This window comes from Flavobacterium praedii (assembly GCF_026810365.1).
Taxonomy (GTDB): domain Bacteria; phylum Bacteroidota; class Bacteroidia; order Flavobacteriales; family Flavobacteriaceae; genus Flavobacterium; species Flavobacterium praedii.
The window spans coordinates 1,231,535-1,257,693 of record NZ_CP113948.1 but is presented as its reverse complement, the minus strand read 5'-3'; the positions used below and the strand labels follow the sequence as shown (position 1 = coordinate 1,257,693).

Annotated in this window: 13 protein-coding genes; 8 read left to right on the top strand and 5 right to left on the bottom strand. The window is 35.2% G+C overall.

The annotated features are described in order from the left end of the window. Window positions 1-44: 44 nt before the first annotated feature. On the top strand, window positions 45-851 hold the full coding sequence (locus tag OYT91_RS05385) for a DUF418 domain-containing protein (protein WP_281239813.1): 807 nt from the start codon (window positions 45-47) through the stop codon (window positions 849-851). Here the strand turns inward: OYT91_RS05385 and OYT91_RS05380 are convergent, their stop codons facing one another. After that, on the bottom strand, window positions 852-1,736 hold the full coding sequence (locus OYT91_RS05380) for an IS982 family transposase (protein ID WP_432419415.1): 885 nt from the start codon (window positions 1,734-1,736) through the stop codon (window positions 852-854). It lies immediately after the preceding gene. Between the two features lie 53 nt (window positions 1,737-1,789). On the opposite strand from OYT91_RS05380, the gene OYT91_RS05375 reads away from it, so the two are divergent. The 7 genes from OYT91_RS05375 to OYT91_RS05345 all read left to right on the top strand — a co-directional run bounded on the left by OYT91_RS05375 (window position 1,790) and on the right by OYT91_RS05345 (window position 6,791). Continuing rightward, a complete protein-coding gene (locus OYT91_RS05375) occupies window positions 1,790-2,236 on the top strand; it encodes a DUF418 domain-containing protein (protein WP_349293202.1) in 447 nt (148 codons plus the stop codon). 151 nt (window positions 2,237-2,387) lie between these two features. Continuing rightward, on the top strand, window positions 2,388-2,927 hold the full coding sequence (gene pyrR / locus OYT91_RS05370) for a bifunctional pyr operon transcriptional regulator/uracil phosphoribosyltransferase PyrR (RefSeq protein WP_281239812.1): 540 nt from the start codon (window positions 2,388-2,390) through the stop codon (window positions 2,925-2,927). A gap of 65 nt (window positions 2,928-2,992) precedes the next feature. After that, on the top strand, window positions 2,993-3,919 hold the full coding sequence (locus tag OYT91_RS05365; protein ID WP_281239811.1) for an aspartate carbamoyltransferase catalytic subunit: 927 nt from the start codon (window positions 2,993-2,995) through the stop codon (window positions 3,917-3,919). 24 nt (window positions 3,920-3,943) lie between these two features. Beyond that, window positions 3,944-4,276 (top strand): ribonuclease Z, encoded by a 333-nt coding sequence (locus OYT91_RS05360; protein ID WP_281239810.1) that lies wholly within the window; start codon window positions 3,944-3,946, stop codon window positions 4,274-4,276. A 271-nt stretch (window positions 4,277-4,547) separates the two neighbouring features. Continuing rightward, window positions 4,548-5,453, top strand: a complete 906-nt coding sequence (locus OYT91_RS05355) for a ribonuclease Z (RefSeq protein ID WP_281239809.1) — start codon at window positions 4,548-4,550, stop codon at window positions 5,451-5,453. Window positions 5,454-5,485: 32 nt separating this feature from the next. Continuing rightward, window positions 5,486-6,130, top strand: a complete 645-nt coding sequence (pdxH, locus tag OYT91_RS05350; protein WP_269222712.1) for a pyridoxamine 5'-phosphate oxidase — start codon at window positions 5,486-5,488, stop codon at window positions 6,128-6,130. A 160-nt stretch (window positions 6,131-6,290) separates the two neighbouring features. Next, complete coding sequence (locus tag OYT91_RS05345; protein WP_281239808.1) at window positions 6,291-6,791, top strand: CAP domain-containing protein; 501 nt, start codon at window positions 6,291-6,293, stop codon at window positions 6,789-6,791. Between the two features lie 70 nt (window positions 6,792-6,861). On the opposite strand, the gene OYT91_RS05340 is transcribed toward OYT91_RS05345, so the two are convergent. From OYT91_RS05340 to OYT91_RS05325, 4 genes are all read right to left on the bottom strand, one after another. Next, window positions 6,862-8,823: an OmpA family protein gene (locus OYT91_RS05340; RefSeq protein ID WP_281239807.1), complete on the bottom strand. Its 1,962-nt coding sequence runs from the start codon at window positions 8,821-8,823 to the stop codon at window positions 6,862-6,864. 51 nt (window positions 8,824-8,874) lie between these two features. Next, complete coding sequence (locus tag OYT91_RS05335) at window positions 8,875-9,555, bottom strand: tetratricopeptide repeat protein (protein WP_281239806.1); 681 nt, start codon at window positions 9,553-9,555, stop codon at window positions 8,875-8,877. Window positions 9,556-9,646: 91 nt separating this feature from the next. Continuing rightward, complete coding sequence (locus OYT91_RS05330) at window positions 9,647-10,558, bottom strand: PorP/SprF family type IX secretion system membrane protein (protein ID WP_269222716.1); 912 nt, start codon at window positions 10,556-10,558, stop codon at window positions 9,647-9,649. 143 nt (window positions 10,559-10,701) lie between these two features. Continuing rightward, a complete protein-coding gene (locus OYT91_RS05325) occupies window positions 10,702-26,145 on the bottom strand; it encodes a CLIPPER-2 domain-containing protein (protein ID WP_281239805.1) in 15,444 nt (5,147 codons plus the stop codon). Window positions 26,146-26,159: the final 14 nt, after the last annotated feature.

The window sequence follows — 26,159 nt, the reverse complement described above, 5'->3', positions numbered from 1 at the left end:
ATTTGAGATACTTTTGAGAAAATAATTCTATGTTTTAAGCCCCTATGTCAAACAGTTCTTTTAATTTAAAAACTCCTAGAGTTGAAGTAGTTGATGCCTTAAGAGGTTTTGCAATCATGTCTATTATGTTGTTGCATAATATTGAACATTTTGATTACTATAATTTTCCAGAAGCCCTGCCAGAATGGATAAAATTTTTAGATAAAATAATTTGGGAGACCTTGTTTTTTCTTTTTGGTGGAAAATCGTATGCCATTTTTGCATTACTTTTTGGTTTTAGTTTTTATATCCAAAATGATAATCAGCAAAAAAAAGGAAATGATTTTAGAGGTCGATTTCTTTGGCGTTTATTGCTATTATTAGGATTTGGGTTTGTAAATACTATTTTTTACGAAGGTGATATTCTAATGATTTATGCTGTATTGGGAATTGCATTAATTCCTGTTTGTAAATGGAATGACAAAGCTGTTTTTATAACGGCAATAATTTTGATGTTACAACCATTTGAATGGGTTAGGTATTTTTATATGCTTTTACATCCCGAATTTGTACCAGCTCCTAATGTATCGGATCATTATTTTGGCCTAATGGGCGAGTATTTTAAAAGCAATTCCTTTTTGGATTATGCAATCGGAAATATTAGAATCGGAAGATTAGCATCTGTTTTTTGGTCTTGGGAAAATGGTCGTTTTTTTCAAGCTCCTTCTTTATTTCTTTTAGGGATGCTTATTGGACGCAAAAAACTTTTTATTGCATCAATTGAAAGTAATTTGTTTTGGAAAAAAGCATTGCAATATGCCATTACCCTTTTTATTCCTTTGTTTTTATTAAAAATAACCCGTTGGGTGTAATTAAATTGTTTGATTTTTAATATTGTTTATTGGTCTATCAAAGATGAATTTATTGACATATTGAACCAATGTTAATGCTGTTATTTTTGCTAAAATTCTTGTTTTAAATCCTTCAAAAGTTTTTGCATAATTGTTTCTAATTCTGAACTGGTCGCATAGTTGTGAAAATAATGTTTCAATTCTTTTTCTTGATTTTCTAAAGATATAAGGTTGTGGTTTATAATCTTTTTGATTAGCTCTTTTGGGTGTTTCTAATTTTATATTAACCGTTTGAAACAAATCTAATTGAATGCTTTGAGATAAGTACCCTCTATCACCAAGCACTACACAATCAGACATTTGTTGTTTTATATTTTTCAAAAAATGAACATCATGAACTTCTGCTTTTGTAATATCCAATGAATGGAAAATTCCATTTATAGAACAAACTCCATGCAATTTATATCCGTAAAACCAGTTGTTTTGAGAAGCGCAAAACCCTTTTGAAGGAGCTGTTTCAAACTCATTTTTACAGATTTTAATCCTCCTATGACGTGCAAATTTGCAAATCTCCAACGGCATACTATCCACGATGAAATAATCTTCAAATTCTAAAAACCGAGATGCTAATTTTGTTCTTACTTCTTCTAAAAAGAAAAACAATTTTCGCCTTCGTTTATTGAACTGACTTCGCTCAATTAAATTAGGTATTTCTTGCTTATTAATCTCTTTAAATAAAGAATTTTCACTATCAATAGACATGAATTCAGCCGTCAAACTTAACGCAACTACTTCTAAATCAGACATTTTTTGTTTTCTGCCGACATCTGATTTATTCTCTAATTTACAATTCAAAGAACTTATAACTTCTAAAACTCTAAAATAATTTTTTACTATATTTGACATAGATATTGGTTTGTTTGGCGACTTCAAGATACTGAATTTCAGTATCTTGACCAATATCTAATCAATTTATTTTACTGCAAATAATTACACCCAACGGGTTAAAAATATATTTGCCAGACATTATAGCAAGAAAAGCAACTATGAATAGTCTTTCAATAATTGTAACTTCATGGTCAAACTGTGCATTTATGATTATTTTGGTTTCTACTTTCCTATTGTTATATCAAAAAAAATCTTTAAATAATTTTTTGGAAAAGCTCATTCCTTTTGGAAAAATGAGTTTAACCAATTATATCATGCAATCCATTGTAGGTTCTTTTATTTATTACCGTTACGGATTGGGACTTGTAGAATATACTGGAGCTACTTATTGTTTGCTAATCGGAATTGTTTTATTTGTACTTCAATTAGCATTTTGTACATGGTGGTTAAAAACACATAAGCAAGGCCCTATGGAGTATATTTGGCATAAAGCAACATGGATTTCTTTTAGAAAATAATAAATATTTTTTTCTAGACTTGTAATGAATAAATCCTAAATCGGAATTTGTATATTTGCTTAACCAAACCAAAATAGTTTTAAAGCCGATTGGTAAATTTTAAAACTAAGCATAACAACCTTATATCTTTTAAATAAATAATTTCTAGAATATGAATCAAAAAGTGTTACTCAATTCAAAAGAAGTCAATATTATTTTGAATCGTTTGGCTTGTCAATTAATTGAAAAACATCTTGATTTTTCGAATACTGTTTTGATAGGAATTCAACCTAGAGGTACTTTTTTGGCAGAACGTTTGAAAACTTTATTAGAAAAAGAATATCATATACCAAATGTATTGTTGGGCTATTTGGATATTACTTTTTTTAGAGATGATTTTCGTAGAACCAACAAACCTTTGGAAGCCAATAAAACACAAATTGATTTTTTGGTTGAAGATAAAAAAGTCATTTTTATAGACGATGTTTTGTATACCGGGCGAAGTATTCGTGCAGCTCTAACTGCAATTCAATCTTTTGGTAGGCCCTCTGGAATTGAGTTGTTAGCGTTAATAGATCGTCGTTTTAGTAGAGATTTACCAATTCAACCAGATTATAGAGGCCGCCAAGTAGACGCTATAAATGGAGAAAAGGTCAAAGTGTGTTGGACAGAACAAGATGGAGAAGATGGGGTGTATTTGTTAACCAATTAATCTGGTTTTTATACCTCCATTTCAAATTCACTTGCATAAAATTAAAATCTGAAAATAAAATAATAATGAGCGAATTAAGTGTAAATCATTTATTAGGAATTAAGTACATTAATGAAAATGATATTAACCTAATATTTGAAACAGCCGATCATTTTAAAGAAGTCATAAACCGTCCAATTAAGAAAGTGCCTTCCTTAAGAGATATTACTATTGCTAATATATTTTTTGAAAATAGTACCCGAACAAAATTATCGTTTGAATTGGCACAAAAAAGATTATCAGCAGACGTTATTAGTTTCTCTGCAGCTCAATCTTCAGTAAAAAAAGGTGAAACCTTAATAGATACCGTAAACAATATTCTATCGATGAAAGTGGATATGGTTGTCATGAGACATTCCAATCCTGGAGCCGCCTATTTTTTGTCCAAAAATGTAAAGGCAAGTATTGTAAATGCAGGCGATGGAGCTCATGAACATCCCACACAAGCATTATTGGATAGTTATTCCATTAGAGAAAAGTTAGGCGATGTGGCTGGTAAAAAAGTAGTAATCGTTGGAGATATTTTACACTCTAGAGTAGCACTATCTAATATTTATGCTTTGCAAATGCAAGGCGCCGAAGTTAAAGTATGTGGTCCCAAAACCCTTATCCCAAGATACATCGAATCACTTGGAGTAACTGTAGAACCTAATTTACGTAAGGCGCTAGAATGGTGTGATGTAGCAAATATGTTAAGAGTGCAGAATGAAAGAATGGATGTTAATTTTTTTCCATCAACAAGGGAGTATGCACAGCAATATGGAGTAGATAAAGATTTATTAAATTCTCTCGATAAAGAAATTGTAATTATGCACCCAGGACCTATTAATCGAGGTGTTGAGATTACTAGCGATGTAGCCGATTCTCAACAATCTGTAATTTTAAATCAGGTAGAAAATGGAGTGGCAATCAGGATGGCAGTCATTTATCTATTGGCTTCAAAACTTCAATAAAAAATACCATTAAACACAATATCAATGAAAGTAACAACAAAAGGTCATACGGTTATAATTAAAGATACCGAAGGAGATATTGTGGCATTTTTAGATAAAATAAATAGCCAGTACAATAGTTTCAAAGAGCATAATCTTATTTTAGATATCTCACATGACAAATCAGTGGATGTAAAATCAATCAAAATCTTTTCTGATTTAGCCAAAAAACATAAAAAAGAAAAAAAATCAATTGTTTTTGTTGTTAGCGATATTGATTACAACAAAGTTCCTATGTCTATAATCGTTGTTCCTACTCAATTGGAAGCGCAAGATTTAATTGAAATGGATGAAATTGAAAGAGATTTGGGTTTTTAAAAAGTCTAAAAAACAGTTAATACCTTATTATTTTAAAATATAATTATTTGGGCGTGAACGTATTGAGAAAAGGGGCTTAATATATAAACCGCTCATTCAGCCCCTTTTCTCAATGCGGTCGGGCTATCACGAGCGCTTTGGCGCCTTGCTCTATCCCTCACGCACTTGCGGTCATTCAAGACCTTTTTGTTCTCATCATTAAATAATTGAATAAAAAGGTGTTTTCAAAAATATATTCCAATTTGAACTTTTTTAACTCTAAAAAATAAATTTGAAACTAACAATTCTTGGCTGTTATGCCGCAACTCCTCGTACATTGACCAATCCTACTTCACAGGTTTTAGAAATTAAAAACAGACTTTTTTTGATTGATTGTGGTGAAGGAACTCAGGTGCAATTGCGTAAAAACAAATTGAAGTTTTCAAAAATCAATCATGTTTTTATTTCTCATTTGCATGGAGATCATTTTTTTGGTTTAATCGGTTTGATTTCTACTTTTGCCCTTCTGGGGAGAACAAATGATTTGCATATTTATGGACCAAAAGGAATCAAAGAAATAATTGATTTGCAGTTGCGATTGTCCAATTCATGGACAAATTATCAATTGTTTTTTCATGAATTGGAATCAAAGAAAAGTGAAATTATCTATGAAGATGATAAAGTAATAGTCAAGACAATTGCATTAAGACATCGCGTATATACCAACGGTTTTTTATTTCAAGAAAAAATTGGTGAACGTGGACTCAATATGAAAGCAATACAATCTTATGAAATAGAAACCTGTTATTATCAGAATTTAAAAAATGGTAAAAACATCACTTTGGAAGATGGTAGAATAGTCCCAAATGAAATACTAACATTTGATCCAATTCCTGCATTGAGTTACGCTTTTTGTTCGGATACAAAATACAGTGAAGATGTAATTCCACTAATTGAAAATGTTACTGTTTTGTATCACGAATCTACTTTTTTGCAATCCGAAGAATCATTAGCCTCAAAAACCATGCATTCTACTGCTAAAGAAGCTGCAAAAATCGCTTTGAAAGCCAATGCAAATCAATTAATATTAGGGCATTATTCTACACGGTATGATAGCATTCAATTGTTTAAAGAGGAAGCCGAAACTGTTTTTAAAAATGTATTATTAGCTGATGATGGAAAAAGTTTTGAATTTTAATAGTAAAATAAAATAGTATAAAACTAAATAAAATGAGCGATTTAAGTAATTATAGAAAGTCATACGAAAAAAGTGAATTATTAGAATCTTCAATTCCAGAAGACCCAATTAATCTTTTTAACAGATGGTTTCATGAAGTAGAAGATTTTGAAGGTACTGGTGAAATTAATGCTATGACTGTTTCAACAATTGGTTTAGACGGTTTTCCAAAATCGCGCGTAGTGCTTTTAAAAAAATTCAACGAGGAAGGTTTTATTTTTTATACTAATTATAATTCTGAAAAGGGTAGGGCGATAGCTAATAATCCAAATGTTTGTCTTTCGTTTTTCTGGGAAAGTTTAGAGCGACAAGTCATAATCAAAGGAATAGCACAAAAAACATCAGAAAACAATTCAGATGGCTATTTTGAATCCCGACCTGATGGAAGTAAATTAGGAGCCATAGTTTCCAATCAAAGTGAAGTTGTACCTTCTCGAAATTATTTGGAAGAAAATTTAAAACAATTAGAAAAAGATTACGAAGGTTCAGTAATTCCAAGACCAAAACATTGGGGTGGTTTTATTGTTTTTCCTAAAGAAGTTGAATTCTGGCAAGGAAGGCCTAACCGTTTGCATGATCGAATTCGATATACACTTGAAGAAGATTATTCTTGGAAAATTTCACGTCTAGCCCCATAATGTAAGAATGTTGTATTATCTTTTGTGTTTTTGATGTAGTTCGTCGATTATATTTGGTGATTTGGATTTAAGTCAGTTTATTTGGATTAATAATTAGCCTAAACCGTTAACATTAAAGGAGTTTGCCCCCAATCTACTTTAGATTTAAACTACTATTTATATGAATTCGAAATTACTTCGTGTGTCTTCATTTATTGCAATTTTATTTTTTATTTCCTGTACTTCTGAGGAAACTACTTCAACAGAATCAGATCAAACTTCGTCTCTCGTTTTAAACTACGATTATAGTCCTGTAGAATTGGAAACAATGACTTTGATTAATAATTACCGTGTTAGTATTGGGTTAAAAGCATTAGAAAAAATCAATCATGTTTCCTACAAATCGGAAGAACATGATAATTATATGATTGCAAACAATGTTGTAAATCATAATGATTTTGAAGCTCGTTCTTCTAATATTATAAAAGTTTTGGGTGCAGTAAAAGTAAGTGAAAATATTGCTTATAATTACAATAGTGCTCAAGGAGCTTTCGATGCTTGGCTAAATAGCGAAGGACATAAACAAAATATTGAAGGTGATTATACACATTTTGGTATTTCGATAAGAGAAAATCCAGCAAATGGGAAAAAATATTATACTAATATTTTTGTAAAAATTTAAAAATTGAGATTTCTATAAAGCAAAAAAAAACTACCATATTACAGGTAGTTTTTTTTGCTAAAAAAATATTTTATAATCCAGTTATAATAAACTCACTACGTCTGTTTTGTTGATGTTCTTCTTCAGTACATTGTACACCATCAGAGCATTTGTTGACTAATTGAGTTTCACCGTATCCTTTACTTCCTAATCGATCTGGTGCAACACCATTTTTGATCAACCATTCTCTAGTGGATTTTGCTCTTCGTTCAGACAAACCATCATTGTACTTAAATGAAGCACGACTATCTGTATGGGAACGAATGTCTAATTTCATTGTTGGATATTGATTCAATACATCCAAAATTTTGGCCAAATCTAAGGCAGCTTCAGGTCTAATATTAGATTTATCTAAGTCAAAATAAATCCATTTTATACCAAAACATCCTCCTAAATCATCCCCAATAGTTACCTTACAAATAGTGGGTTGTATAGACAAGTTTAACTGTATTTTGCATTCATTAACAGGGATTGTTATTGTTTTTTCTGCAGTATCGTATTTTTCTTTTTCAACTCTGATACTATACGTGTTTTTACTTTCTACATTAAAAAGATAATAGCCATTTTCATCGGTTTCCTTAGAACTAATCAATATATGTTTATCATTGAATAAAGATACTTTAGCATTTGACACTTTAGTATTTGGAATGCTTTTACCATCTTTAGATTCAGATATAATTCCGCTTATTTCTGGAACACATTTTTTTGCTAGTCTTTTTATTTCTTTGAAACGATAGATATCATCATACCCTTTTCCTCCATCTCTATTGGAAGAGAAAAATCCAATTCTGTTTTTGGTATTGATTAAATATGCAAAATCATCTTTTGTGGAATTGACATCTGCTCCAACATTTTGAACTTCTCCAAAAGTGCCGTCTGGATTTATTTGAGAAACAAAAATATCAAGACCACCAAGACCAGAATGGGAGTCTGAGGCAAAATAGATTTCATTTTCATCTGTAACAAAAGGAAATGTTTCTTTTCCGGCAGTGTTTATGGTTTTTCCTAAATTTTCAGGTGTGCCAAAACTGCCATCATCATTAATACTTACTTTAAAAATATCAGATTCGCCAATGGTGCCTGGCATATCCGAAACGAAGTACAATGTTTTTTCGTCTGGACTTAATGCGGGATGTGCTGTACTATAGTTGTTGCTATTAAAAGGTAATTCGGTAATATTTTTCCAGTCATTGTTTATGTAACTGGCTTTGTATAACTTAATCAAGGTTACATTTTCTTCATTTTTACCTTTTTTTCCTTCCAAATAATTATTTCTGGTGAAATACATAGTATTGCCATTTTTTTTAAAAATGGCACTTGCTTCATGAAATTTGGATTTTACACCTTTTGAAAACTTTTTTGGTTTATCTGTTAATAATGAATCTGGCGTCAATTTGGATTCATATAAATTAGTAAAATATTGATCTGTCCAAGTGTGTTTTCTTTGGCCTAAACTTCCAGTATCTCTTGAAGAAGTAAATACCAATTTGTCATTGTAAAAAGAGCTGCCATAATCTGAATATTTTGAGTTTATTCCTGCATCAGAAACGTTATATCTACCAGAATTAGCTTTAATTTTATCCAAGTAATTCACTTCTTTTATGTATTCTTCTCCTTTGGTAGAATTATCCGATTTTTCAATATACATTTTAAGCATCTCATTGGCTTTTTCATTTTGACCAATAGATCGTAAACAAAAAGCATATCTGTAATAGATTTCTGGATCGACATTAGAATTTAATGCAAATAATTGTTCATACCAATTTGCCGCTTTGTCTAATTCAGAATTGAAATAGTAAGCATTTCCTAATTTCTCATACATTTCAGGAGATTTATACCCTTTTTCGGCTAATCTTTCGTATGTTTTTATGGCATCTACGTAGGCGTATTTATCGTATTTTTTATCCGCATTCAATACTTTAGCTTTTTGCGCATTAGTGCTTAGAGTAAAAAAGGAAAGTATCGTTAGGCAAAGTACTGTAATGTTTTTCATAATAATAGTTTTTTAGAAATCTGTACTGTTTTTTTGATTACTATTAGTTATTTATCTAGTACTGTTACTAGATAATTGGTTGAACTTTTTTAAATATTCATTCGATTTTTCAATTTTTCCTACCGCTTTTAATGTGATTGAATATCGATAATAATATTCGGGTTCAATATCAGTGGTTTTGGCAAAAATTTTAGTATAATATTTTTCTGCTTTATCAAATTCATCATTAAAAAAATAGGAATTTGCTAGCTTTTTCATCATATCCAAAGATTCAAAACCTTTTTCTGCTACCCTTTCATAGGTTTTAATAATGTCTATGGATGCATACGAATCTGCTTTTTTGGGAGTATCAGAAAATAATATTTTACTTGGAATGCTACTTCTAAGTAAAGTATCCGAATTTAAAATTGATTTTTCTAATTGGTCTCCATCAACAAATATGGGTGTTACTATTCTTTTATTATTAGTACCCAAATCATAAGTCCTAATTAGTTTTGGATTTGAAACATCATAAACTGTTTTATATCCTCCAAATTTCATCATCGTAATTTCTTCAACATGATAATATTTAATCCTCTTATTTGGAGTATATGTTTTATCTTTCATGATCAAAATATTACTTTGTGTAGTGCTTACTTTTTTATTATTTATGTCAATAGCAGTATTTTGTCCCCAACTATTGGATGAAAATATACTAGTAAGTAAGAAACAAAGGATTTCTATATTTTTCATGACATCTGTTATTAAGAGTAAACAACTATAATTTTGTTTTTAAAAGTTGCATATCCAATGTTTTACCAAATCTTCTTAATAAATGAAAATATTAGAAGAATCTAGGTGTTGTTATTTTATTATTTTTCTTGAATATTTCATAACGTAAGAATATTTCATGTGAACCTGAATTGTAATTGTCTAATTCTGTAGTTTCAAAATCATATGCATATCCTATATACAAACCTTCTGATATATGAAAACCAACCATGGCACTTAAGGCTGCACTCCATCTATATGCCAAACCTACTGTAAGTTTTTCATTGAACATAAAGTTTCCTGAAACATCAACTTGTAAGGGAGATCCTTCTACAAGTTTTGTCATAAATGTAGGTTTGAATTTTATGGTAGGACTTAAATCAAAAACATATCCTCCAATTAAGTAATAGTTTATTTTTTCTTTATAAATAGCAACATCATTATCATTATAGGTATTTGTTTCTATGAAATTAGGAACAGAAAAACCTAAATAAGCTTTGTCAGAATGTAGATAAATTCCAGCACCCACATTTGGTGAAACATCGTTGTTAAAATTTTGAAATTGGAGATCACCTTGATCACTTGGATTTAATTTGTTTATGTCTAAATTAAATAAGTTAATAGTTCCTTTAACACCAAATGATAATTTATAGGATTCAGAAACAGGAATAGTATATGATAAATCTGTTGATATTGAATTAGTAGTTGATGGTCCAATTTCATCATTTACAAGTGATACACCTAGACCAAGTCTACTGTTGTTGAATGGAGTATTAACCGAAATAGTGTTAGAAATTGGTGCACCATCAAGCCCAACCCATTGTGTACGATGCAAAGCAAAAAAGCTCAAAGCTCCTCTTGATCCTGCATAAGCTGGGTTTACATTTATTGTGTTGTACATATATTGTGTATACTGAGCATCTTGTTGCGCAAAACTCACAATAGCTGTAAACATCAAAACGATTGAAAATAATTTTGTTTTCATAGTTAGCTTTTTGTTGGTTTAAAATGGCTATTTGCTTTAATAGCTTAGTTTTGAGGGTATTTCAATTTAGTGTTAATCTTTTATTTAGCGATAGTTTAAAATACTCTGAGGTTTTTTGTTTCTCAGAGTATTTTAATTTGGATTTATTTGACTAAATACAAATAACCATCTTTTTTCACTTTTAATGTTTTTCCTTGTCCGTCAAAAGTATCATAACTAATAATGTAGAAATAGGTTCCTGTTGGTAATCCTTCGTTTTTATTAATAGTTGTTCTACCTTCAGATCGTCCTCTAAATGCATTACCTTCGTTGTTATAATTATCTTTTTCAAAAACTAGAACACCCCATCTATTGTATATTTCAACTCTAAAGTTATTATAACAAAGATTATCTTCTAAGTTTTCAATTTTGAAATAATCATTTATACCATCTTCATTTGCTGAGAACGCATTGTGTATAATAATCGATTTACACGCCAATACTTTACAATCATCATTAACATCTAAAACTAAGAAGATACTACGTGGACAATCGCCTGCCAGTTTGTATTCATATTTGTACTTATTGATAGGGAGTCCAAAAGCATTTAAAATAGAACCATTTAGGCCACCTATATTATCAGTATCAATCCAAGTTCCTGTTCTTGCAACATCAGCAGGCAATAATGTGTTAAGATCTAATGGAGTTGTATCTGCATTACAAGTAGTGCTAGAAATTGTTGCCGGTTCAATTCCACCAACGTTTATGGTGATTGTTGCAGTACTACAATTTGCAGTATTTGATGCTTCACACACTTGATAGTCAAATGTATATTGTCCAGTAGCTATTCCGTCAATAAGTTTTATATTTCCATTTTCATCAATTGTAATAAATTGTTTAATTGCCGTTAATAATTTAAATTTAAAATCACTTAAATTGGCAGTAGATCCATTTATTAAATCGTTTGTTAATGCATTTCTTAATTCGTTTAGAATAGAACATTGTGTTACATTAAAGACGTCATTGGTAGCTTGTATGTCGTCAAACATTTTGCAACTTATACCATAGTCAATATCCAAGTGTACTGGATCGAGTGCTGTTACAGCAACTGTTTGTGGGTTGCCATTAGTAGGGCCGCAAACTTCGAAACTTGTTGGTTTGCCAGTATTTTTAGTATTTTCTTTTTTACTTGTATTTGGTAAAACTTTTACCAATCCTGTAGCTCCCAATGCTGAAGATTGAGCTTCTAAATTGGCATCCATTTTTAATTCCACTTTGTAATCTCCAAATGCTCCAACTGGTGGTCGGTTTCTCCAGAAACCTTGAATACCAATGATTACACTTTTATTATAATCATTAGGCCCCGTTACAAATAGATTTGGAGATTTTGCATTACCAAAACCGGCCGCATTCAACTCTCCAACATTATTAGATCCTTTATAGCTTCCGTCACCATTTAGATCTATCCATTCCCATTTACTGTAATCAAAACCTCCATTTGCATCTGGAATATTTTTAGTTACTAATCCGTCATTGTTTGCATCAAACCACTCATCTTGAATTCCATTGTTATTTACATCGTACCAAACAAAGTCTCCTAATACTGGTAGATCGGATTTGTCATATCCAAAATCGTGAGTTTGATATTTACAATTTTCTAAAGTGGTAAAAAATAAACTTGAATTTATTGGATATAATTGATATGCAGCATTCAAATTGGCATCTTGTACTTGAACCAAATAATCTCCAGGAACCATTCCTGTAAAATTATAATACCCTTGAGCATCGGTAATTTTTATTTGGATTGGTCCAGTAGTAGTTCCTTGTGGTACTAAATTTACTGGAACATTTGCCAAAGGAGTGTTTGTACCTGCATTGAAAACAATACCTGATATTTTAGTTTTATCAGTACAAATAACGGTTATGGTTACAGTGGCTGTATCGCAATTTCCTTCGTCTGCATTTTCACAAATTTGATAAGTCAAAATATAAGTTCCAGCAGGAGTACCATCTTTAATATCTATTGAGCCATCAGTATTCATTGTCATATATCCTGTTGGATCAGCTGTTACTAAAGTTAAAGTAACGTCTGTAGGGTTTACTGCAACGGTATTCAAAGTGTCATTTTTGAATACGTTAAGAACATTTGTAGCGCCATTTATGCCGTCTATTGGCCCTGCAGTATCATCAACAGCATCAATTGTAAATACTGGTCTAGCGGTACAGTATGGAGTTGATGGTGGGTAATTTACTGTAATGGTTTCACTTGGATTTACTGTAAATGTTACGGATGCAGTTGGTCTTAGGTTTTCGAATCCATCAGAACCTTCTATCCATTTACCATCAACTAATAACCAGCCTGGCCAATCGATTCCATTGCCATTTGCATCAACTACAGCACCTGGCCATAATACTTTTCCGCTTAAAGGTAAGTTTGTCATTGTAGCAACAACATTGTTTTTACTGTCTGTCCAAGTTAAAGTCAATCCATTTACTGGAGTGAAATTATTAGCAGTTGTGGTGTAGCTAAAATATGGAACGTCATTTGTGCAAGTACCTTCTCCTGCTACAGTTATACTTGGAGCTTCAATCGTAACAGTAACTATTGCGGTATCACAGTTAGTTGTATTTAATTTTTCACAAATTTGATAAGTCATTGTTTGTGTTCCCACTGGAGCATCTGCCAATACATCAATTGAACCATCAGGATTCATTTGCAGGAATGGGTTTGAAGTTACAGTTGTAAGGATGACATCGGCAGGATTTACCGGTAATGCATTTAAAGTATCATTTGTAAATACGTTAATCACATTTGGAGTAATTTGATTCACACCAACAATTATACCGGCGTTATCATCTACAGCATCAATTGGATTTGTTTTTTCATTTACAATTTCATCATCTGAAGCACTAATTGGAGTTTCATTTGGTGTAAATCCATCAGCCTTAGCTACATTGGTAACAGATCCTTTATTCAGATCCTCTTGAGTTACTGTATAACTTTGAGTAAACTCAGAATTGGCACCTGGTGTTAATGTTTCTATTATTGTATCTAATCCAGTCAATGGATCTTTTACTGTTATTTGATGCAATGTTTGATTTCCTGTATTTTTTACAATAATGGTATAATTAATTACATCCCCAACAATGCTATAACTTGAAGTTGTAGCCGTTTTAATAACTACTAATCCAGGTGACTGGGTAAGTGGAGTAATAGTACAATCAGGACATTCTGGATTGATTGGACAAGTAGTACAAGGAGTAGGATCAGAAGAAGTATCCGTTACAGGATTTCCTTTTGGATCTATACCAGTAGCTGTTGCCAAGTTGTACACATAACCTGTATTGATATCTTCTTGAGTTATTACATGACTACCTGAGAATGTTGTAGAATCAGTTGCACCTACCGCAAGCGATGCTATTGGTCCTCCAGTGATTGTAGCATTGTTATCTGTAACAGTTATATTCGTTAAAGTGGTGTTTCCTGTATTTTTTATTACAAAATTATAAGTTACTACATCTCCAATATTTGTAATTCCATCTTGATTGGAATCTACATAAGTTCCATCTTTGGTAATATTGATACCTGGAGTTTGTTCAAGTGGAGTAATAGTACAATCAGTACATTCTGGATTGATTGGACAAGTAGTACAAGGCGTAGGATCAGATGAAGTATCCGTTACAGGATTTCCTTTTGGATCTATACCAGTAGCTGTTGCCAAGTTGTACACATAACCTGTATTGATATCTTCTTGAGTTATTACATGACTACCTGAGAATGTTGTAGAATCAGTTGCACCTACCGCAAGCGATGCTATTGGTCCTCCAGTGATTGTAGCATTGTTATCTGTAACAGTTATATTCGTTAAAGTGGTGTTTCCTGTATTTTTTATTACAAAATTATAAGTTACTACATCTCCAACATTTGTAATTCCATCTTGATTGGAATCTACATAAGTTCCATCTTTGGTAATATTGATACCTGGAGTTTGTTCAAGTGGAGTAATAGTACAATCAGGACATTCTGGATCAATTGGACAAGTAGTACAAGGCGTAGGATCAGAAGAAGTATCCGTTACAGGATTTCCTTTTGGATCTATACCAGTAGCTGTTGCCAAGTTGTACACATAACCTGTATTGATATCTTCTTGAGTTATTACATGACTACCTGAGAATGTTGTAGAATCAGTTTCACCTACCGCAAGCGATGCTATTGGTCCTCCAGTTATAGTAGCATTGTTATCTGTAACAGTTATATTCGTTAAAGTGGTGTTTCCTATATTTTTAATTACAAAATTATAAGTTACGACATCACTAATATTCGTAATTCCATCTTGATTGGAATCTACATAAGTTCCATCTTTGGTAATATTGATACCTGGAGTTTGTTCAAGTGGAGTAATAGTACAATCAGGACATTCTGGATTGATTGGACAAGTAGTACAAGGCGTAGGATCAGAAGAAGTATCCGTTACAGGATTTCCTTTTGGATCTATACCAGTAGCTGTTGCCAAGTTGTACACATAACCTGTATTGATATCATCTTGAGTTATTACATGACTACCTGAGAATGTTGTAGAATCAGTTGCACCTACCGCAAGCGATGCTATTGGTCCTCCAGTTATAGTAGCATTGTTATCTGTAACAGTTATATTCGTTAAAGTGGTGTTTCCTGTATTTTTAATTACAAAATTATAAGTAACTACATCACCAATATTCGTAATACCATCTTGATTGGAATCTACATAAGTTCCATCTTTGGTAATATTGATACCTGGAGTTTGTTCAAGTGGAGTAATAGTACAATCAGGACATTCTGGATTGATTGGACAAGTAGTACAAGGCGTAGGATCAGAAGAAGTATCTGTTACGGTTTTATCTTCTGGATCTTTACCAGTAACAGTTGCTAAATTGTACACATAACCTGTATTGATATCATCTTGTGTGATGATATGACTACCTGAGAATGTAGTTGAATCTGTTGCTCCAGGAGCCAAAATATCAATAGGCCCTCCTGTGATAACTGCATTGTTATCGAATACTGTAATATTTGTTAGAGGTACACTTCCTGTGTTTGTTATCACAAAATTATAAGTCACCTCATCACCTATATTGGTAATACCATCTTGATTGGAATCTACATAAGTTCCATCTTTAGTAATGTTGATGCTTGATTCTGAAATCACATAAGTATAATTGGCTTTGCAACCATTTTTATCGGTAATTTCAACATTATACGTACCATTTGGTAAGTTTGAAATATCTTCAGTAATAGCTCCATTAGACCATAAGAAAGTATAAGGAGTTGTTCCTCCAGTAACAGTAATGTCAATAGAACCATTACTACATCCAACACAATTATTGTTGTTTACAATAACCGCTGTAGCACTTAAAGGAGCACTTGGCTGACCAATAGTTACGTTACAAGTTGTTTTGTATCCTAATTTATCGGTCACGGTTACAGTATGTGAACCAGCATTTAAACCAACCGCTTGAGCAGTTGTTTCACCGTTGTCCCATAAGTAAGTATAGTCTCCATTTCCGCCAATGGCAGTAACAGTTGCTTTACCGTTACTATCACCATAACATTTGGCAGGCGCATCTTGAGTGATGCTACAAGACAATACATCAGGTTGAGTGATGGTAATTTCGCAAGTGGTTTTACATCCTTTGGAGTCGGTAACGGTAACGGTGTGCAATCCAGCGTTTAATGCCACTGCTTTTGCAGTTGTTTCATCGTTGTCCCAAAGATAAGTGTATCCGCCATTTCCGCCAAGAGGAGTAACAGTTGCTTGGCCATCGCTTAAACCATTAGCAGAAACTGCTTTGTTTTGAATAATGGAACAAGTTAATACCGCTTCTGGTTGACCAATGGTTACGTTACAAGTTGTTTTATATCCTAATTTATCGGTCACGGTTACAGTATGTGAACCAGCATTTAAACCAACCGCTTGAGCAGTTGTTTCGCCGTTGTCCCATAAGTAAGTGTAGTCTCCATTTCCTCCAATGGCAGTAACGGTTGCTTTACCGTTACTATCACCATAACATTTGGCAGGCGCATCTTGAGTGATGCTACAAGACAATACATCAGGTTGAGTGATGGTAATTTCGCAAGTGGTTTTACATCCTTTGGAGTCGGTAACAGTAACGGTGTGCAATCCAGCATTTAATGCCACTGCTTTTGCAGTTGTTTCATCGTTGTCCCAAAGATAAGTGTATCCGCCATTTCCGCCAAGAGGAGTAACAGTTGCTTGGCCATCGCTTAAACCATTAGCAGAAACTGCTTTATTTTGTATAATGGAACAAGTTAATACCGCTTCTGGTTGACCAATGGTTACGTTACAAGTTGTTTTGTATCCTAATTTATCGGTCACGGTTACAGTATGTGAACCAGCATTTAAACCAACCGCTTGAGCAGTTGTTTCACCGTTGTCCCATAAGTAAGTATAGTCTCCATTTCCGCCAATGGCAGTAACAGTTGCTTTACCGTTGCTATCACCATAACATTTGGCAGGCGCATCTTGAGTGATGCTACAAGACAATACATCAGGTTGAGTGATGGTAATTTCGCAAGTAGTTTTACATCCTTTGGAATCGGTAACGGTAACAGTGTGCAATCCAGCGTTTAATGCCACTGCTTTTGCAGTTGTTTCATCGTTGTCCCAAAGATAAGTGTATCCGCCATTTCCGCCAAGAGGAGTAACAGTTGCTTGGCCATCGCTTAAACCATTAGCAGAAACTGCTTTGTTTTGTATAATGGAACAAGTTAATACCGCTTCTGGTTGACCAATGGTTACGTTACAAGTTGTTTTGTATCCTAATTTATCGGTCACGGTTACAGTATGTGAACCAGCATTTAAACCAACCGCTTGAGCAGTTGTTTCACCGTTGTCCCATAAGTAAGTATAGTCTCCATTTCCTCCAATGGCAGTAACGGTTGCTTTACCGTTACTATCACCATAACATTTGGCAGGCGCATCTTGAGTGATGCTACAAGACAATACATCAGGTTGAGTGATGGTAATTTCGCAAGTGGTTTTACATCCTTTGGAATCGGTAACGGTAACGGTGTGCAATCCAGCATTTAATGCCACTGCTTTTGCAGTTGTTTCATCGTTGTCCCAAAGATAAGTGTATCCGCCATTTCCGCCAAGAGGAGTAACAGTTGCTTGACCGTCGCTTAAACCATTAGCAGAAACTGCTTTGTTTTGAATTATTGAACAAGTTAATACCGCTTCTGGTTGACCAATGGTTATGTTACAAGTTGTTTTATATCCTAATTTATCGGTCACGGTTACAGTATGTGAACCAGCATTTAAACCAACCGCTTGAGCAGTTGTTTCACCGTTGTCCCATAAGTAAGTATAATCTCCATTTCCTCCAATGGCAGTAACAGTTGCTTTACCGTTACTATCACCATAACATTTGGCAGGCGCATCTTGAGTGATGCTACAAGACAATACATCAGGTTGAGTGATGGTAATTTCGCAAGTGGTTTTACATCCTTTGGAGTCGGTAACGGTAACGGTGTGCAATCCAGCGTTTAATGCCACTGCTTTTGCAGTTGTTTCATCGTTGTCCCAAAGATAAGTGTATCCGCCATTTCCGCCAAGAGGAGTAACAGTTGCTTGGCCATCGCTTAAACCATTAGCAGAAACTGCTTTGTTTTGAATAATGGAACAAGTTAATACCGCTTCTGGTTGACCAATGGTTACGTTACAAGTTGTTTTATATCCTAATTTATCGGTCACGGTTACAGTATGTGAACCAGCATTTAAACCAACCGCTTGAGCAGTTGTTTCGCCGTTGTCCCATAAGTAAGTGTAGTCTCCATTTCCTCCAATGGCAGTAACGGTTGCTTTACCGTTACTATCACCATAACATTTGGCAGGCGCATCTTGAGTGATGCTACAAGACAATACATCAGGTTGAGTGATGGTAATTTCGCAAGTGGTTTTACATCCTTTGGAGTCGGTAACAGTAACGGTGTGCAATCCAGCATTTAATGCCACTGCTTTTGCAGTTGTTTCATCGTTGTCCCAAAGATAAGTGTATCCGCCATTTCCGCCAAGAGGAGTAACAGTTGCTTGGCCATCGCTTAAACCATTAGCAGAAACTGCTTTGTTTTGAATTATTGAACAAGTTAAAACCGCTTCTGGTTGACCAATGGTTACGTTACAAGTTGTTTTATATCCTAATTTATCGGTCACGGTTACAGTATGTGAACCAGCATTTAAACCAACCGCTTGAGCAGTTGTTTCACCGTTGTCCCATAAGTAAGTATAATCTCCATTTCCGCCAATTGCACTAACAGTTGCTTTACCGTTACTATCACCATAACATTTGGCAGGCGCATCTTGAGTGATGCTACAAGACAATACATCAGGTTGAGTGATGGTAATTTCGCAAGTGGTTTTACATCCTTTGGAGTCGGTAACAGTAACGGTGTGCAATCCAGCGTTTAATGCCACTGCTTTTGCAGTTGTTTCATCGTTGTCCCAAAGATAAGTGTATCCGCCATTTCCACCAAGAGGAGTAACAGTTGCTTGGCCATCGTTTAAACCATTAGCAGAAACTGCTTTGTTTTGAATTATTGAACAAGTTAATACCGCTTCTGGTTGACCAATGGTTACGTTACAAGTTGTTTTATATCCTAATTTATCGGTCACGGTTACAGTATGTGAACCAGCATTTAAACCAACCGCTTGAGCAGTAGTTTCACCGTTGTCCCATAAGTAAGTGTAGTCTCCATTTCCTCCAATGGCAGTAACAGTAGCTTTACCGTTACTATCACCATAACATTTGGCAGGCGCATCTTGAGTGATGCTACAAGACAATACATCAGGTTGAGAGATGGTAATTTCGCAAGTAGTTTTACATCCTTTGGAGTCGGTAACGGTAACGGTGTGCAATCCAGCATTTAATGCCACTGCTTTTGCAGTTGTTTCAGCATTATCCCAAAGATAAGTGTATCCGCCATTTCCGCCAAGAGGAGTAACGGTTGCTTCTCCATCACTTAAACCATTAGCAGAAACTGCTTTGTTTTGAATTATTGAACAAGTTAATACCGCTTCTGGTTGACCAATGGTTACGTTACAAGTTGTTTTATATCCTAATTTATCGGTCACGGTTACAGTATGTGAACCAGCATTTAAACCAACCGCTTGGGCAGTTGTTTCGCCATTATCCCAAGAGTAAGTGTAATCCCCATTTCCTCCAATGGCAGTAACAGTTGCTTTACCGTTACTGTCTCCATAACATTTGGCAGGCGCATCTTGAGTGATGCTACAAGACAATACATCAGGTTGAGTGATGGTAATTTCGCAAGTAGTTTTACATCCTTTGGAGTCGGTAATAGTAACGGTGTGCAATCCAGCATTTAATGCCACTGCTTTTGCAGTTGTTTCATCGTTGTCCCAAAGATAAGTGTATCCGCCATTTCCACCAAGAGGAGTAACAGTTGCTTGACCGTCGCTTAAACCATTAGCAGAAACTGCTTTATTTTGTATAATGGAACAAGTTAATACCGCTTCTGGTTGACCAATGGTTACGTTACAAGTTGTTTTATATCCTAATTTATCGGTCACGGTTACAGTATGTGAACCAGCATTTAAACCAACCGCTTGAGCAGTTGTTTCGCCGTTGTCCCATAAGTAAGTATAGTTTCCATTTCCTCCAATGGCAGTAACAGTTGCTTTACCGTTACTATCACCATAACATTTGGCAGGCGCATCTTGAGTGATGCTACAAGACAATACATCAGGTTGAGTGATGGTAATTTCGCAAGTAGTTTTACATCCTTTGGAATCGGTAACGGTAACGGTGTGCAATCCAGCATTTAATGCCACTGCTTTTGCAGTTGTTTCATCGTTGTCCCAAAGATAAGTGTATCCGCCATTTCCGCCAAGAGGAGTAACAGTTGCTTGGCCATCGCTTAAACCATTAGCAGAAACTGCTTTATTTTGTATAATGGAACAAGTTAATACCGCTTCTGGTTGACCAATGGTTACGTTACAAGTTGTTTTGTATCCTAATTTATCGGTCACGGTTACAGTATGTGAACCAGCATTTAAACCAACCGCTTGAGCAGTTGTTTCACCGTTGTCCCATAAGTAAGTATAGTCTCCATTTCCGCCAATGGCAGTAACAGTTGCTTTACCGTTGCTATCACCATAACATTTGGCAGGCGCATCTTGAGTGATGCTACAAGACAATACATCAGGTTGAGTGATGGTAATTTCGCAAGTAGTTTTACATCCTTTGGAATCGGTAACGGTAACAGTATGCAATCCAGCGTTTAATGCCACTGCTTTTGCAGTTGTTTCATCGTTGTCCCAAAGATAAGTGTATCCGCCATTTCCGCCAAGAGGAGTAACAGTTGCTTGGCCATCGCTTAAACCATTAGCAGAAACTGCTTTGTTTTGTATAATGGAACAAGTTAATACCGCTTCTGGTTGACCAATGGTTACGTTACAAGTTGTTTTGTATCCTAATTTATCGGTCACGGTTACAGTATGTGAACCAGCATTTAAACCAACCGCTTGAGCAGTTGTTTCGCCGTTGTCCCATAAGTAAGTATAGTCTCCATTTCCGCCAATGGCAGTAACAGTTGCTTTACCGTTACTATCACCATAACATTTGGCAGGCGCATCTTGAGTGATGCTACAAGACAATACATCAGGTTGAGTGATGGTAATTTCGCAAGTGGTTTTACATCCTTTGGAGTCGGTAACGGTAACGGTGTGCAATCCAGCATTTAATGCCACTGCTTTTGCAGTTGTTTCATCGTTGTCCCAAAGATAAGTGTATCCGCCATTTCCGCCAAGAGGAGTAACAGTTGCTTGGCCATCGCTTAAACCATTAGCAGAAACTGCTTTATTTTGTATAATGGAACAAGTTAATACCGCTTCTGGTTGACCAATGGTTATGTTACAAGTTGTTTTGTATCCTAATTTATCGGTCACGGTTACAGTATGTGAACCAGCATTTAAACCAACCGCTTGAGCAGTTGTTTCACCGTTGTCCCATAAGTAAGTATAGTCTCCATTTCCGCCAATGGCAGTAACAGTTGCTTTACCGTTGCTGTCACCATAACATTTGGCAGGTGCATCTTGAGTGATGCTACAAGACAATACATCAGGTTGAGTGATGGTAATTTCGCAAGTGGTTTTACATCCTTTGGAGTCGGTAACGGTAACGGTGTGCAATCCAGCATTTAATGCCACTGCTTTTGCAGTTGTTTCATCGTTGTCCCAAAGATAAGTGTATCCGCCATTTCCGCCAAGAGGAGTAACGGTTGCTTGGCCATCGCTTAAACCATTAGCAGAAACTGCTTTATTTTGAATTATTGAACAAGTTAATACCGCTTCTGGTTGACCAATGGTTATGTTACAAGTTGTTTTGTATCCTAATTTATCGGTCACGGTTACAGTATGTGAACCAGCATTTAAACCAACCGCTTGAGCAGTTGTTTCACCGTTGTCCCATAAGTAAGTATAGTCTCCATTTCCGCCAATGGCAGTAACAGTTGCTTTACCGTTGCTGTCACCATAACATTTGGCAGGTGCATCTTGAGTGATGCTACAAGACAATACATCAGGTTGAGTGATGGTAATTTCGCAAGTGGTTTTACATCCTTTGGAGTCGGTAACGGTAACGGTGTGCAATCCAGCATTTAATGCCACTGCTTTTGCAGTTGTTTCATCGTTGTCCCAAAGATAAGTGTATCCGCCATTTCCGCCAAGAGGAGTAACAGTTGCTTGACCGTCGCTTAAACCATTAGCAGAAACTGCTTTATTTTGAATTATTGAACAAGTTAATACCGCTTCTGGTTGACCAATGGTTATGTTACAAGTTGTTTTGTATCCTAATTTATCGGTCACGGTTACAGTATGTGAACCAGCATTTAAACCAACCGCTTGAGCAGTTGTTTCACCGTTGTCCCATAAGTAAGTATAATCTCCATTTCCGCCAATTGCACTAACAGTTGCTTTACCGTTACTATCACCATAACATTTGGCAGGCGCATCTTGAGTGATGCTACAAGACAATACATCAGGTTGAGTGATGGTAATTTCGCAAGTAGTTTTACATCCTTTGGAATCGGTAACGGTAACGGTGTGCAATCCAGCATTTAATGCCACTGCTTTTGCAGTTGTTTCATCGTTGTCCCAAAGATAAGTGTATCCGCCATTTCCGCCAAGAGGAGTAACAGTTGCTTGGCCATCGCTTAAACCATTAGCAGAAACTGCTTTGTTTTGTATAATGGAACAAGTTAATACCGCTTCTGGTTGACCAATGGTTACTGATAATGCCGCAGTACTACAGCCATTGGCATCTTTTACAGTTACGGTATAAGTTCCTGCTGCTAGTCCAGTACGGTCTTCGATATCATTGGTTCCAACCAAATCAGCCCAGTCGTAAGTGTAAGCACCTGTTCCGCCAGAAGCCGTAATGTTAATGGCGCCAGTAGAAGCTCCAAAACATAAAACATCAGTTTGAGAAGTTTTGGCCACAGCCACAGCCGAAGTAGGTTGTGTAATGATTATTGATAATGCAGCAGTACTACAACCATTGGCATCTTTTACAGTTACGGTATAAGTTCCTGCCACTAATCCTGTGCGGTCTTCAACATCATTGGTTCCAACCAAATCAGCCCAGTCGTAAGTGTAAGCACCTGTTCCGCCAGAAGCAGTAATGTTAATAGCTCCAGTGGAAGCTCCAAAACATAAAACATCGGTTTGAGAAGTTTTTGCCACAGCCACAGCCGAAGCAGGTTGTGTAATGATTACTGATAATGCAGCAGTACTACAACCATTGGCATCTTTTACAGTTACGGTATAAGTTCCTGCCGCTAGTCCTGTACGATCTTCTATATCATTGGTTCCTGCCAAATCAGCCCAGTCGTAAGTGTAAGCACCTGTTCCGCCAGAAGCAGTAATATTAATAGCTCCAGTGGAAGCTCCAAAGCATGAAACGTCTGTTTGAGAAGTTTTGGCCACAGCCACAGCCGAAGCAGGTTGTGTAATGATTACTGATAATGCAGCAGTACTACAATCATTGGCATCTTTTACAGTTACGGTATAAGTTCCTGCCGCTAGTCCTGTGCGGTCTTCGATATCATTGGTTCCTGCCAAATCTGCCCAGTCGTAAGTGTAAGCACCTGTTCCGCCAGAAGCAGTAATATTAATAGCTCCAGTAGTAGCTCCAAAGCATGAAACGTCTGTTTGAGAAGTTTTGGCCACAGCCACAGCCGAAGCAGGTTGTGTAATGATTATTGATAATGCAGTAGTACTACAGCCATTGGCATCTTTTACAGTTACGTTATAAGTTCCTGCTGCTAGTCCAGTGCGGTCTTCAATATCATTGGTTCCAGCCAAATCAGCCCAGTCGTAAGTGTAAGCACCTGTTCCGCCGGAAGCCGTAATGTTAATGGCCCCAGTAGAAGCTCCAAAACATAAAACGTCTGTTTGAGAAGTTTTGGCCACAGCCACAGCCGAATCAGGTTGTGTAATGATTACTGACAAAGCAGTAGTACTACAACCATTGGCATCTTTTACAGTTACGGTATACGTTCCTGCCGCTAGTCCTGTGCGGTTTTCGATATCATTGGTTCCAACCAAATCAGCCCAGTCGTAAGTGTAAGCACCTGTTCCGCCAGAAGCCGTAATGTTAATGGCGCCAGTAGAAGCCCCAAAACATAAAACATCGGTTTGAGAAGTTTTAGCCACAGCCACAGCCGAATCAGGTTGTGAAATGATTACTGACAAAGCAGTAGTGCTACAACCATTGGCATCTTTTACAGTTACGGTATACGTTCCTGCCGCTAGTCCAGTGCGATCTTCGATATCATTGGTTCCAGCCAAATCAGCCCAGTCGTAAGTGTAAGCACCTGTTCCGCCAGAAGCCGTAATGTTAATGGCGCCAGTAGAAGCTCCAAAACATAAAACGTCTGTTTTAGTATTTGTTACAGTTATGGCAGCAGGTTGAGTGATTGTCACACTTAATTCAGTTGAAGCACAACCATTTGGATTTTTCACAGTAACTTTGTAAGTTCCTGCAACCAAACCTGTACGATCTTCTAAATCATTAGTTCCTGGTAAGTCAGCCCAATCATAAGTATATGTTCCTGTACCTCCCGAAGCTGTAATGTCTATTGTGCCATTAGCACCTCCATTACAAGAAACATTAGTTTGTGATGTTATTGCAACAGTTGGTGCTTTGAAAACAGTATTACTACCTGATGCTTTTACAGATTTATTTTGTGGGTCCTTAGCAGTAACTTCAGCTGTATTTACTATACTTGAACTATTTAAATCATTTGCGGTTACGGTATAATTTGCAGTAAAGATCCAAGTTTCATTTATATCTAAAATGTTGTTTGTATTACTATCTCCTGATGAATAAACTGGTGTTGAAGTCTTAGTGTCGGTAACAACAACAGTATTAAGTGGTGCATTACCATCATTCTTAACTTCAAAACGATATGATAAAATGCTTCCAGCTGTAGAATAACAACCTGGTGTGCAGGTTTTTGTTAATTTTATTCCAGGTAAATAGGCATCAGATGAAGTTGTTAAACAATAAATAACGTATGTATCTTGTGTTGAACCATATCGAAATGAAGCAGAAGTTTGTTCATTTTTTATAACAGAATTGTTTGCATTAGGAATTGTAAACATACTGACATCGACTCCAGTATTGTTTTTTAAATCTGGATTTCTTGTTCCTCTTGGATATACTGAACTATTAAAGAAATTTGTAGTGGAATTGTCTGCATGACTTAATCTTACCCAATTATTACTTTGGTCTTTTATTTCAAAATAATCACCAGAAATCCCAACATCTCCCTCGCCAGCCATTAAACCCATTTTCATATTTACAGTACCAGACTTAACGGTATTAATTCCTGTAACATCTAAGGTAAAGTTGGTATTGTCAGGTCCATCAATAAAAGCATATCCATCAAATATAGATATATCTCTTAGGTTCATTTGTGGATTATCGTATACAACTATCATTCCCCATCCACCGTAGTATCCAATTGAACCTCCATTTCCTGTACTTACTGCCATATCTGCAACTGTATAAGACCCATTACGTTGAGATTGAACCAAACTAGTAACATCTACAAATCCAACATACATATTTTGAGTCCCAGGAAATCTAATTTCAGAAGCGGTATAATTTGAATAACTTCCGCTTGGACCTTTAATTTTTATTTGTTTTTTACGTGCGTCAGTAACATTATCACTAGTACGCCCTGACCAATATAATCCCGCAAAAAGTATAGTCGTTTGGTTAATATTTGCACCATTTTCTGTTGAAAAATTTAATGTTGCAGAAGATGAATTTGTTGTTGAATTATCACCGTCTGTGTCAACAACTTTCATGTCATTATTACTGTTGTTATCACTATCTGTATAGGAAACTAACGTAAGATTTGTGTTTCCTATCATTTGAAAGTCACCATTAATAGTTCTAGAAATACCTCGTTTTGCAAAAGTCACATTTTGTGCATTTGTAATACTTACATTACCAAAAATTAATATCATTATTAATAAAAACTTTATGGTTTTTAAAACAGTATTTAAGTAATTATTTTTCATGTCAATGATTTTTT